This window comes from Candidatus Palauibacter sp., from assembly GCF_965222475.1.
In the GTDB taxonomy this organism is placed as follows: domain Bacteria; phylum Gemmatimonadota; class Gemmatimonadetes; order Palauibacterales; family Palauibacteraceae; genus Palauibacter.
On the sequence record NZ_CBDCUB010000007.1, the window covers coordinates 267,924 to 279,811 of the forward strand.

Genomic DNA, 11,888 nt, shown 5'->3' on the forward strand with positions numbered 1-11,888 from the left:
GTTCAGATGAGAGCGTACCGTGATCAGTACGCAAGTCTGTTCAACGAGGGCCGCAACGTGGTCCTCGTCGGCATCTCGAACGACCCGGTGGATGAACTCGCCTCCTGGCTGAAGGACGAGGATTTCCCCTTCCTGTTCGGCAGCGACGGGGACAACGACGGGGGGACGTATGCCGCCTTCGGCGGAGGGTTGAGAGACAACAACATGGTGGACAGCCGCGCCGTGATCGTCGTGGGACCGGACGGCCGCGTGGCCGGCGTGATCCCGGCCTTCAACCAGGTCGACCCCGCCGCCTACGAGGAGCTGGCCTCCATCATCGACGAGGTGACCCCCGAGCCCGCGGACCCATAGGACACATCTCCGCTCCTGCTCGTGTCAGGCGATGGCACGAGCAGGCCGGGATTCAGCCGGCGGTCGGAGGATCCACCCTGAACGTGAACCCCTGCTGGACCCAGACCCCCGTGGGTATCCCCAGGGCCTTCGCCGGGGCCAAGCGCAACATCCTGGCGACATTGCTGGCAGCTCGGTCGAGCGCTTCAAAGCCGCTCGATTCCCTCACCTCATGTTTTGTGACCTTGCCGGACTCGTCAACGAACAACCAGAGGGTGCCGCAGTTCCATCGAGACTTCTGCCTCGTTCGCGAGGACCGGTGCCGTGTCGAATGTGGGGGGGACCTCTGGTGGGTCCGAGGACCCGGGACCGACCCGGGCCGCCGGGTTCGCGGCGCACGAGACGAGGGCCAGGCCCGTGGCTCCGGCCATGAGGAGGCGCCAGCGTGGTTCCGGCCGCATCATTCCCCCGACAGAAGGCCGCTCACGGCGCCGACGAGATCCTGGTCGGGGCCGACGCCGGTATAGGCCACCTTCCCCTCCGCGTCGAGGATGACGACGATCGAGGTCGTCGTCGCGGAATAGGCCCGCACCGCGTCGCCCGACGCGTCCCACAAGTAGGGGTACTCCGCCCCGTGCGCCTCCGCGTGCCGCCTCACACGGCGCAGCGACTGCGCGACGGCCACGGCGACGGCGACGACGTTCACCTGCTCCCCGAAGTCGGCCTGCACCTCGTCGATCTCGGGCTGCAGCCCCTCGCACTGCTCGCACCACGACGCCCAGAACTCGATGAGGGTGGGCTTGCCGTCGGCGTAGTCGAGGAGTTGGACGTCGTTCCCGTCCAAGTCCTGGAGCACGGCGTCCGGCGCCTGCGTTCCCGTCGGCAGGCTGACCTGCCCCTCCCCGGCCTGCGCGCTCAGCGGACCCGCGGCCGCGAGCCACACGAGTCCCGTAAGGGTCACGACGGTGCCCCTCATCCCCCGCGTCATGTCCGGATGCTTCAGATTTTTCGCGCTCACAGGAAGTATCCCGCCCGGATCAGGTAGAACTGCGCCATCCCAATCATGATGACAGCCGCGGCCCGCTTCATCCAGATCATCCACGTTCCCGACTTCGGTAGAACCGCGACCGAGCCAGAGAAGAGCCCCACCGCGATGAGTACCGCGGTCATGCCGATCGAGAAGGTGAAGAGGTAGACGAACCCCATGAGCCCGGCCTGTTCGGCGACGACCCAGGTCAGGACGACGGCGAAGGCGGGCGCACCGCACGGCGCGGCCACGATGCCCGAGGTCGCCCCGAGCACGAACACGGCCCGGTAGGAGCCGCCGCCCCGGCTGCCCGCCCACGCCAGGAGCCGCTTCGGCACCGGAACCGGGAAGACGTCGAGCATGAACAGCGAGAAGAACAGCAGCAGGTTCCCGGTCGCGAACAGCGCCCAGAAGCTCGCCCCGATCGAGCCGAGCACGGTGCCGCTGAGCCCGGCGATCACGCCCAGCAGCGAATAGAGGAGCGCCAACCCCAGCGCGTAGGTCAGCGTGAGGCCGACGGTGCGCTTTCGTGGCTGATCCTCGCCAGCCGTGCCCGATATGACCGAGAACGTGATCGGGATCATCGGCCAGATGCACGGGTTCGTGCTCGTGAGCATCCCGGCCGCGAAGAGCGCGCCGAGCGCGAGGAACGGGTTGTCGGAGAGCGCCGGGAGGAGCCCGGCCGCCGGTTCCACCTGCAGCGCCGCGAGGGCAACGGTCTCGACGGCGCCCGTTACGACCCCGGCGGTCACGGAACCAGCGGCTCGGCCGGTGGACCGCCGAAGACGATCACGCCGTCCTTCACGACGAGGTCGATCTTCCGCAGGTCGGCGATGTCGTCCAGGGGGTCGCCATCCACGAGGATGAGGTGCGCGCGGCGCCCCGGCCGCACCGTACCGAAGTCCTCCTCCTTCCCGAGCCAGCGCGCTCCGTTCACCGTCGCGGCCCGCAGGATGGCGGCGTTCGGCACCCCGACGGCCGCGTACGCCTCCAGTTCGTCGAACAGCGAGACGTTGTCCGTGCCCGCGAGGAGCGGCACCCCCGTCTCGACCGCTCGGCGCACGAACTCGCCCATGCGCTCGTACGCCTGCCGGGCGGTGTGGAACTGGTCGAGCGAGAAGCGGGAGCGGTCGCCGTCATCGATCTGCTGGATATAGAGCGTCGGGTCCATCGCCGTGCCTGTCTCGGCCATGAGTTCCAGCAGCGACATCACCTCGGGGCTCGCGGGATCGATCCGACTCCAGTCGCCCTGCATGCGGCCGACCGGGTTGCGGCCGCCATCGAGCGACATGTTCCGGCCGTCGGCCTGGATCTCCGGAGGCAGGAAATCGCGCCACACCCGAATGTGGTTGAAGCCTGAGATCCCGGCTTCGATCGCTTGCCGCCAGCTCGTGCGCACGCCGATGTGGCCCGTGACCGACAGCCCCTGGACGCGTGCCTCGGCGACTACGGCGGCGAGCACGTCGGGGTCGAGGAGGAAGTACGCCTTGAGCAGATCGACGCCCTGCGCCTTCATTGCGCGCACCAGCGCCGGAGCGGCGGCGGGATCGTCGATGCTCACGTCCACCATGGGGTGATAGCCCGCGGAGCCATCGATGAGCGGGCCCGCGGTGTACACGTCGGGGCCGGCGAGCACGCCCAGCCGCACCGCATCCTTGAAGTCCATGGCGTCCTGGATCGCGGAGCCGGGGTCGCGGATCGCGGTGATCCCGGCCGCGAGCAGATCCGAGCCGGCGAGGGGCTGCCAGTAGTGGCGGTGGTTGTCCATGAGGCCCGGCAGGAGCATGCGTCCGCCCCCGTCGATGACCGGCGTGCCGGGCCCAATGTCGGGGACCCCGGCATCCTCTCCCATCCGTACGTCGGTGATCCTCCCGTCCTGGACGAGCACGGCCGCCGCGGGGACCGCCTCGTCGCCCGTGCCGTCGAACAGGCGGACGTTCGTGATCAGCAGGTCGTCCGCAGGGTCTTCGGCGACCTCGAACCGGGCCTCGAACGGAATCCCGCTCATCTCGCCGGTCCCGAGGTCGAGCCGGTGCAGCCGCCGTCCGCCTAGCACGAGCAACCAGTCGCCGGACGGGTGGAAGGCGAGCTGCTTCTGGTCGAACGGGCCCGTGTGCAGACGGCGCGGCTCGGCCCCTTCGGCGGTCATGTCCGTCACAAGGATGTGGTCGACGCCGTTGTGCGTCGCGACGTGCGCCCGGCGCGATCCGTCCGGGCTCCACGCCACCGCCATCTCACGCTCGGGGGTGTCCGTGAGCCGCTCGACCGACATCTCCTCGAGGTCCATCTCGTACAGATCCGTCCCGTCAAAGCGCCCCGTCTCGACGAGGAGCCGGCTCCCGTCCGGCGAGAGGGCGAACGACCACTCGTGCCAGTTCTGCGTGTGGGTGAGCTGCTCCGCCTCGCCTCCCGCCAGGGGGATGCGCCACACGTGCGCGTCGTACTGGGAGCGGTCGTCCACGAAGTAGAGCTGGCCCCCCTCGGGATCGAACTCCATGTGTCCGATCGACGACGGCACCCGGTGCAGGAAGCGGACCCCGCCCGTCGCCATGTTGCGGACGAGGAGGTCCGCGCCCTGGAGGGTTCTGGCGGCGTACGCGAGGAAGCGGCCGTCCGGTGACCACGCCGGCCGCGTGTCCCACGACGCCCCGTTCGTGAGCTGCCGTGCGGCCCCGCCCTCGACCGGCACGAGCCAGATCTTCCCGAGGATGGAGACGGCGACCGTCGACCCGTCCGGCGAAATCGCCGGATCCCGGGCCCCGATGTCCACCGTCACGTGTGACTGCGCGTAAGCCGCGCCGACGCCGAACGCCAGGCTCGCCACCACCGCGGCGAGCCCGACTTTCCGCCCTGTTCGTCCGCTGAAAGCGCTCATCCCGGCAGCTCTCCGTTCAATTCCATGTACACGCGCTGAATCGCGCGCGGCTTCTGGCTGTCCCGCAGCGACCAGCGCTCGATGTCCCCGAACGCCGCCGCCTCCGCCGCCTCTTCGGCACCCAGCCCCTCGCCGTGGAACCGCGTCGCCTCCTCCACGACCCGCTGCACCGCGTCCCGGAACGACACGAGCCCCGCCTCGAGGGTCGCCGGCGACTCCATCACCCCGTGCCCCGGCACGTACGCGTCCACGTCCATCTCCAGCGAGCGGTCCAGCATCGCCACCCACTCCGAGGGATACGCGGACCGCATGGCCGGGAAGATGTGCTTCAGGTACGTCTCGCTCATGAACAAGACCTTCCCCTCGGGCACGTACACGACGAGATCCCCGCCCGTGTGGGCGCGACCGAGGTGAAGGAGATGGATCTCGCGCCCGCCGAGTTCGAGCACCGTATCGTCGCCCACGATGTCCGTCGGGAGGACGACCGCAGGCGCCCCCTCGGGCCGGTTCGGGTTGGTCGCGCTCGCCTCCAGGATCGCCGCGGAAGTGGGGTGCGCGAGGAAGCGGGCTCCGTCAGGGAAGGCGGAGTTCCCGCCCGTGTGGTCCCCGTGATCGGAGGCGACGACGACGTGCGTGATCGCCTGATCGGTCAGACCGGCAATCGTGTCGACGAGCCGCTGCGTCTCCTCGGGATTCTCCTGCCCGTCCGCGACGAGGACTCCTTCCGGCGTGAGGACGATGAGGCTGACGGTGGTGATGATCTCACCCCCCGTCGGGTGGATCTGCTCGTACGCGTAGACGTCCTCCGCGACTTCGATCACCCGCGGGTAGTCCGCGTCCGTGAACCCGTGTTCGTACGGATCGGAAGTCGCGGGTCCCGCCGCCTCGGCCTGGGCGGCCGCGTCCGACGACGTGTCGCCGGGCGCCCCGCAGGCCACGAGGAGCGGGAGAGCAAGCCAGGAAATCCGATGAGAAGACTGCCGACCCATCGCCGTACCTCCGTGAACGAGAGAACCCGACTCGAATCTTCTCCCATAGGGGGCGGCGCCCGCCAGACCTTCACGCGTTCATCGGCCCTCAGTTGCTGGCGAGCACACCCTCGCGTCAACGCAGTCGCCTGCCGTGTACGTGGACGACACCGATATCCACCGCGAGCGGGTGTGGGCCGCCGGACTGGTCCGGGAGGCGCGGGATATGCTAGCGTTGGGGTTGGAGTCGTCTTGCCATGCTCGCGGAAACGAGGTGTCCCATGAGAAAGTCTCGATCGATCCTTCCCCTGCTCGCGCTGTTCGCCGTCTCGGCCTCGACGCTGGCGGGCCAGCAGCGGAACATGACGCCCGAAGAGCGCGCCCGTATGGCCGCGGAACGGGAGCGCCAACTGCAGGAAGAACTCGTCTCCGAGCGGCCCATCGAGGCCTTCGACACGGTGTGGATCGAGGAGATGACGTGGATGGAGGTCCGGGACGCGATGGCGGCCGGGAAGACCACCGCGATCATCACGACGGGCGGCATCGAGCAGAACGGGCCGTACCTCGCCACCGGCAAGCACAACTACGTGCTGCAGGGGGCCTGCGAGGGGGTGGCTCGGGAACTCGGGAACGCGCTCTGCGCGCCGATCATCAAGCTCGTGCCCGAGGGCGACATCGACGAACCGTCGGGCCACATGCGGTATCCCGGCACGATCAGCCTCCGCCAAGAGACGTTCGAGGCCGTGCTCGACGACGTGGCGTCGAGCCTCAGGGCGCACGGGTTCGAACACATCATCCTGTTCGGCGACAGCGGCGGGAACCAGTCGGGCATGGAGGCGGTGGCCGCCCGCCTGAACGAGCGCTGGTACGACGCGCAGGCGCACTTCATCCCCGAGTTCTACCGCTACCGCGAGGTCCACGAGTGGATGAACACGGAACTGGGCATCTTCGAGATGGACCCCGAGGGGATCCACGACGACTTCGTCATCACCGCGATCATGATGGTGGAGGACCCGGCGATGGTGCGCTACGACGAGCGCGTGGCGGCGGGGAGGGCCAGCATCAACGGCGTCCCGATCGCCCCCAGGGAGGAGGCCATCGCCACGGGCGAGAAGCTGCTCCGCTTCCGGGTCGAAGAGACCGTGAAGGCGATTCTCGCCTCGATCGAGGCGAGGATGGCGGAAGCGGGCCGATGAGACCTGCCCGCATGCTGGCGGCAGCCGCTCTCGCGACGCTCGCCACCGAAGCACTGCCGCTTGCGGCGCAGGTCCCGCTCGGAAATCGCAGCGGCCGGGGTCAGACGGTCACGCCCGCCTACGAGGGCTGGTACGAGAACGCGGACGGTACGCGGTCGCTCTCGTTCGGGTACATGAACCGCAACTTCGACGAGACCGTCGAGCTTCCTCTCGGACCTGACAACATGATCGAGCCGGCGGAGTTTCAGGGTGGCCAGCCCACCTTTTTCGCCCCCCGGCGCCACTTCGGAGTCTTCGTGGTGAAGGTTCCGGCGGACTTCGGCGAGGGGAAGGTCTACTGGACGCTCCAGATGCGAGGCCAGACGTTCCGTGTCCCCGGACATCTCCACGTGGACTGGGAGATCGACGCCCTCAAGGGCGAAGCCGGCGGCGGAAACACACCACCGATTCTCCGCTTCGCAGCGGATGGCGCGGAAGGTGCCGGACCCGCGGGAGTATGGGGACAGCCGCTCACCGCCCGGGCCGGGGAACCGCTTTCGGTCTTGGTCCACGCCCGTGACGACGGCGTCGCACGCAACGCCCTCGTCGGAGGGAGCCGGCGCGGCGCGCCGGTCAACCTCACCTGGTTCAAGCACCAGGGCCCCGGCACCGTGGAATTCGGCGAGCCGACGGCCCGCGTGCCGGCGAGCGGGGGCGAGGCGTCGACTCCGGTCACGTTCAGTGAGCCGGGCGAATACATACTGCGGGTCCGCGCGAACGACGGTTCGGGTGTCGCCACCGCAGGTCACGCACAATGCTGCTGGACCAACGCGTTCGTGCGCGTTACGGTCAGCCCGTGACGCGCCGGGACGCGCGCCGCAGACTGGAGAGACACGAGCCGAGCCAGAGGAGTACGACGATGAGAAATCACGCTCCCGCCTCCCGTACGCGAGCAGCCATCGCGTTCGCCGCGGCGTTCGGCGCTCTGAGCACCGCAGCCCCCGTGACGGCGCAGGAGAACGGACACGACGAGGTGACGTTCAACCGCGACGTGATGCCCATCCTGCAGGCCAAGTGCCAGGAGTGCCACCAGGAGGGCTCCATCGCCCCCATGCCGCTGCTCACATACCGGGACGCATACCGCTGGGCATCGGGGATTCGCGACAAGGTCTCGAACCGCATCATGCCCCCCTGGCACCTCGATCCGACCGTCGGGATCCAGGAGTTCAGGAACGACCGCAGCCTGTCGAGCGAAGAGATCGGAACGATCCTCGCGTGGATCGACAGAGGCCGGGTGGAGGGAGATCCGGCCGACCTGCCGCCACCCGCCGAGTTCCCCGACCCGAACGAATGGCGGCTCATCGATGAATTCGGAGAGCCCGACCTGGTCATCGCTTCCGAGCCCTACACGCTCGAAGCCGTGACGATGGACAAGTGGTTCCGGCCCGTGACGCCGACCGGTGTCACCGAGCCGCGCTGGGTGAAGGCGATCGAGATCAAGCCCGCCGGCAACGACGCCCGGACGATTACGCACCACGTCCTCGCGTTCCTTCAGCAGGACGAGGAGGAAAGTCCGATGAGCGCCGGGATCGTCGAGGCAAGCACGCGCGGGGGCGCGATGGGCGGCCCGGGCCTGTTCATGGAATGGGCGGTCGGCAAGGACGGCGAGATCTTCCCCGAGGGCGCCGGCAAGGTCATGCTGCCGGGCTCACGGATCCGGTGGGAAGTCCACATGCACGCCATGGGCAAGCGGGTCGAGGACAGCTACGTCGAACTCGGCGTGTGGTTCTATCCGAAGGGAGAGGAACCCAGGAACCGCACGCGGCTCATGTTCTACAACGCCACCGGTCCGACCGGCCTCGACATCCCGCCGGGCGAGGTCGCGGTGACCCAGGACTTCCACACCCTGCGCTGGCCCGCCCGTCTGGAGAACTTCCAGCCGCACATGCACATGCGCGGCAAGGCGATGTCGCTCGAGGCGATCTACCCGGACGGCCGCAAGGAGTTGATCAACCAGGTCGACCACTTCCAGTGGAACTGGCACATCAACTACATCTATGAGGAAGACGCCGCACCCCTCCTCCCCGCGGGGACCACGCTCGTCATCACCGCCTGGCACGACAACACGCCGGAGAATCCGAACAACCCTGACCCTGAGCAGTGGGTCGACTGGGGCGACCGGACGGTGGATGAGATGGCCCACCTGTGGGTCGACGTGACCTATCTCGACCCCGCGGAGTTCGAGGCGCTCGTCGCCGCCCGCGCGGAGGCGAGGCGCGCCGCCGAGGCCCAGACGAACAACTCCAACCGGTAGGCGGCCGCCGGAAGCCGGGCCGTAAACCGAAGCCTATGGCCGCGACCGGCCCGGGCCTCTCACCCATGCTCGTCGTGCGTGACGTGGCGGCGAGTTCGGCTTGGTACGCGGAGCTATTCGGCTTCGCGAGCGGCCACGGCGGCGATCAGTTCGAGATGCTCCTCGGCGTGGACGGCGGGCTCGAACTCATGCTCCACCACCGCGAGTTCGAGGCCCATCCGGGGATGACGGATCCGGAGGAGGGGACACCGGGCCGCGGCGTCCTTTTCTATTTCCGGACGGAGGATGCGCAGGCTGTCTTCGACCGGGCCCGCGCGATGGGAGCCGACCTCCTCAACGAACCCCACCTGAACCCGAACGCGCGCGCGATCGAGTTCACCCTCCGGGACCCCGACGGCTACCCGATCTCCGTCTCGCAACGGATGTCGAGCGGGAGCTAGGCAGCCTGGGTAGTTCTCCCTTGCACCAACCGCGGCGCGTCCGAGATGGTACTTGCCATGGTACCACTGCCCGGCTATTCTGAGCGCCCATGCGAACCAAACACCGCAAGATCCTGGTGCGTGTCCACCAGAAGCCGACGCCAGCGGATCTCCGGTGGGACGACATCAGGGCCATGCTGCAGGCTTGCGGGGTAGAGGTCCTCGAGCGTTCGGAGTCGCGGGTCGGACTCAGGAAGAACGATGACAGGATCGTAATCCACCGACCCCGCCCGAGGCCCGTCGTGGGCCGGGAGACGGTTCGAGATATTGCGGCTTTCCTGCGAGCGGTGGGGGTGGAGCCATGATGGAGTACAAGGGATACTTGGCAGCGGTAGAGTTCGATGACTCGAGCAATATCCTCCACGGGCGAGTCATCAACAGCGGCGCGTATCCGATCGCGACGTTCGAGGCGACGGACACGACGCAGCTACGCCGGGAGTTTCACCGCTCCATCGATGAATACCTCGCCTGGTGCGAGGAAGACGGGGTCGAGCCCAGGAAGCCCTATTCCGGCAAGCTGAATGTGCGTCTCGGTTCCGAGCTTCACGCGGCCATCGCCGAGGCCGCGGCCTCGCGGGAGATGAGCATCAACTCGTGGATCGTGGAGGCGGTGCGAGAGAGGGCCGACACCCCCTATCGGGCCACCGACGAGTAATTCGGCAGCGGGCGGCTCAGCAGCTGAGGCATTTGTTGTTGTTCTTCGCGCCCATGCCCGCGAGGAGGGCGATGGTCTCGAAGAACGGCTGTACGCGCTGGATCGGCCCGTTCGCCATGTCGACCGTCGTCTGGCCCGAGCGGGCCACGATCAGCGGGTCGGCACCCTTGCTGACGAGGTACTCGATGAGCTCGTTGTCGCCGCGGGCCGCCGCATAGTGGAGCGCGCCGAACCCGTCGGAATCCCGCCCGTTCACGTCCGCGCCCATCTCCTCGACAAGATATTTCGCCGTGGCCAGCCAGCTGTCCGGCGCATGGCGGTGCTGGTTGCCCGTGCGTGAGCGCCCGTAGCCGTAGCCTGCCGCCACGACCAGGGGTGGAATCCCCGGACCGCCGACCTCTACCGGTGGAAGCCCGCTGGGATCTTCCTCCTCTTCTTCGTCGTTCGAAGACCGACGCCGGCGCGAAGGGGCCTTCTTCGACGGCATGTGCGGGTCGGCCCCGGCCGCCACGAGCATCCGCATCGCGGGGATGTCAAGCGCCTTCGCGGCTCGCCAGAAGGGCGACGCACCGCTGAAGTTCACCCCCAGCAGATCGAAGTTGTAGGCGGAGTACCAGATGTGTGTATTGACCTGGGCGTTCGGGTCCGCGCCGGCAGCGAGGAGCATCTCCATCAGCTCCATGTAGTCGAGTTCTTGCTGGCGAAACGCGGTCGGCTGCGGATAGAGCGCCTTGGGAGCCCACCGGTTGGCGATCGTCGCGTACAGGGGCGCCACGCCGTCCTCACTCCCGAGGTTCGAGTCAGCACCTTGTTCGAGCAGGTAGGCCGCGAGGTCGTAGTGGCCGTTCACGGTGGCGACGACGAGCGGCGTGCTCAGGTCTCCCTCGGTCGTCAAGTCGATGTCGGCGCCGGCCGCGAGCAGGGCCTTGACCGTCTCGAAATGGCCTTCGCGAACCGCGTAATGAAGCGCGGTCATGCCGCCCTGCCGGCCGACGATATCGCTGTAGCCGAGGGGCCGTGGCGCCGGCTTCGTCTCGGAGGGTTCCTCAGCCGAATCTTCTTCCGTCGCGGCCTCTTCGTCTTCCGCAGCCTCCTCGTCTTCCGCGGCCTCCTCGTCTTCTGCGGCTTCTTCGTCTTCTGTGGCTTCCTCCGCCGCCTCGGGGGGATCCTCGCCCTGAGTGTCCTCGGGCTTCTCTGCCCCGGTCTCGGCGGGCTCTTCCGGCGGGGTCTCCTGGCCGGGGGTGGCTCCCGCCCCCTGTGTCGCCGTGGCCGTTCCGTCCCGGTTTGCTCGGTCAGCGGCTTCCCGCCGGGTCGGCTCCTGGCCGGACGGCGTGTCCGTGCGGGTCGCGGCTCCTACGTCGATCGTCTCCCCGCGGGCCTCGGCCTCGGCCTTGCGAATTGCGGCCAGAACGTCCTGCCGCCGCCCCCGGGCCTCGCTGTCCCGGCGCGACCGTTCCACGAAGTCGACGACGCTCGACGGAATCGTGATGTCCGCCCCGTGCGCGATCAGCGCCTGGACCGCGTCGAGCCGTCCGGCGGCGGCCGCAAAGATGAGCGGCGTCTGTCCGTGCCCCTTCTCGCGCGCGTCGACTTCGGCGCCGGCCGCCAGCAGGCTCGTGACCGTCGACACATCCCCACCGGCCGCCGCGAAATGGAGCGGTGTGGCCTCGGTGGTCGTAAGGGCGTTCGTGTTGGCGCCGCTCTCGATCAGCACCGCAACCGCGGCGGATCGGCCATCCCGGCTCGCAAGATGCAGGGGAGTGTAGGCGCCCAGCCGGGTCGTCGACTCGAGATTGGCACCGGCGTAGATGAGGACCGACACCATCTCGGCGTCACCCTGCAACGCCGCCCAATGGAGCGCGGTCATCCCGTCGCCCTGAGCGGCGTTGACATCGGCCCCGTCCCGGAGAAGCGTCCGCACCGACTCCAGGTCGCCTCGTGCCGCCGCCTCGGCGACCGGCGCATCCGGCGCGGCTGCCCACAGCGCCGTAGCGAACAGTGCTACGAGGGCGCTCGCTCTGAAGCTTGCCTTCCCGACTGTCTTCAACATCGATCAGCCCTCCGA

The 11,888-nt window shown here is 68.4% G+C and carries 12 protein-coding genes; 6 read left to right on the top strand and 6 right to left on the bottom strand.

Going from position 1 to position 11,888, the window contains the following annotated elements; translation table 11 throughout:
* Positions 1 to 6 precede the first annotated feature (6 nt).
* Entirely contained in the window at positions 7 to 351 is a 345-nt protein-coding gene (locus ACOQPP_RS13135) for a peroxiredoxin family protein (protein ID WP_419166054.1), read from the top strand.
* Positions 352 to 403: 52 nt separating this feature from the next.
* Here ACOQPP_RS13135 and ACOQPP_RS13140 read toward each other — a convergent pair whose 3' ends face one another.
* The 5 genes from ACOQPP_RS13140 to ACOQPP_RS13160 form a co-directional block, all read right to left on the bottom strand.
* The gene (locus ACOQPP_RS13140) at positions 404 to 598 is read right to left on the bottom strand and encodes a TonB family protein (RefSeq protein WP_419166053.1); all 195 of its coding nucleotides are present in this window, start codon (positions 596 to 598) and stop codon (positions 404 to 406) included.
* Between the two features lie 192 nt (positions 599 to 790).
* Complete coding sequence (locus tag ACOQPP_RS13145; protein ID WP_419166052.1) at positions 791 to 1,348, bottom strand: TlpA family protein disulfide reductase; 558 nt, start codon at positions 1,346 to 1,348, stop codon at positions 791 to 793.
* Positions 1,345 to 2,109, bottom strand: a complete 765-nt coding sequence (locus tag ACOQPP_RS13150) for a cytochrome c biogenesis protein CcdA (RefSeq protein ID WP_420636718.1) — start codon at positions 2,107 to 2,109, stop codon at positions 1,345 to 1,347. Before ACOQPP_RS13150 ends, ACOQPP_RS13145 begins: the two co-directional genes overlap by 4 nt.
* Positions 2,106 to 4,232, bottom strand: a complete 2,127-nt coding sequence (locus tag ACOQPP_RS13155) for an amidohydrolase family protein (RefSeq protein ID WP_420636719.1) — start codon at positions 4,230 to 4,232, stop codon at positions 2,106 to 2,108. The genes ACOQPP_RS13150 and ACOQPP_RS13155 overlap by 4 nt, the downstream gene beginning before the upstream one ends.
* A complete protein-coding gene (locus tag ACOQPP_RS13160) occupies positions 4,229 to 5,221 on the bottom strand; it encodes an MBL fold metallo-hydrolase (RefSeq protein ID WP_419166049.1) in 993 nt (330 codons plus the stop codon). The genes ACOQPP_RS13155 and ACOQPP_RS13160 overlap by 4 nt, the downstream gene beginning before the upstream one ends.
* A 260-nt stretch (positions 5,222 to 5,481) precedes the next feature.
* On the opposite strand from ACOQPP_RS13160, the gene ACOQPP_RS13165 reads away from it, so the two are divergent.
* From ACOQPP_RS13165 to ACOQPP_RS13185, 5 genes are all read left to right on the top strand, one after another.
* A complete protein-coding gene (locus ACOQPP_RS13165) occupies positions 5,482 to 6,396 on the top strand; it encodes a creatininase family protein (RefSeq protein ID WP_419166048.1) in 915 nt (304 codons plus the stop codon).
* Positions 6,393 to 7,235 carry a hypothetical protein gene (locus ACOQPP_RS13170; RefSeq protein WP_419166047.1) on the top strand — a complete coding sequence of 281 codons (843 nt, stop codon included), beginning with the start codon at positions 6,393 to 6,395 and terminating at the stop codon, positions 7,233 to 7,235. The genes ACOQPP_RS13165 and ACOQPP_RS13170 overlap by 4 nt, the downstream gene beginning before the upstream one ends.
* A gap of 59 nt (positions 7,236 to 7,294) precedes the next feature.
* Positions 7,295 to 8,689 carry a hypothetical protein gene (locus tag ACOQPP_RS13175; RefSeq protein WP_419166046.1) on the top strand — a complete coding sequence of 465 codons (1,395 nt, stop codon included), beginning with the start codon at positions 7,295 to 7,297 and terminating at the stop codon, positions 8,687 to 8,689.
* A 35-nt stretch (positions 8,690 to 8,724) separates the two neighbouring features.
* Positions 8,725 to 9,129: a VOC family protein gene (locus tag ACOQPP_RS13180; protein ID WP_419166045.1), complete on the top strand. Its 405-nt coding sequence runs from the start codon at positions 8,725 to 8,727 to the stop codon at positions 9,127 to 9,129.
* Between the two features lie 343 nt (positions 9,130 to 9,472).
* Complete coding sequence (locus tag ACOQPP_RS13185; protein WP_419166044.1) at positions 9,473 to 9,823, top strand: type II toxin-antitoxin system HicB family antitoxin; 351 nt, start codon at positions 9,473 to 9,475, stop codon at positions 9,821 to 9,823.
* A 16-nt stretch (positions 9,824 to 9,839) separates the two neighbouring features.
* Here the strand turns inward: ACOQPP_RS13185 and ACOQPP_RS13190 are convergent, their stop codons facing one another.
* Complete coding sequence (locus tag ACOQPP_RS13190; protein WP_420636720.1) at positions 9,840 to 11,873, bottom strand: ankyrin repeat domain-containing protein; 2,034 nt, start codon at positions 11,871 to 11,873, stop codon at positions 9,840 to 9,842.
* Between the last annotated feature and the right edge of the window lie 15 nt (positions 11,874 to 11,888).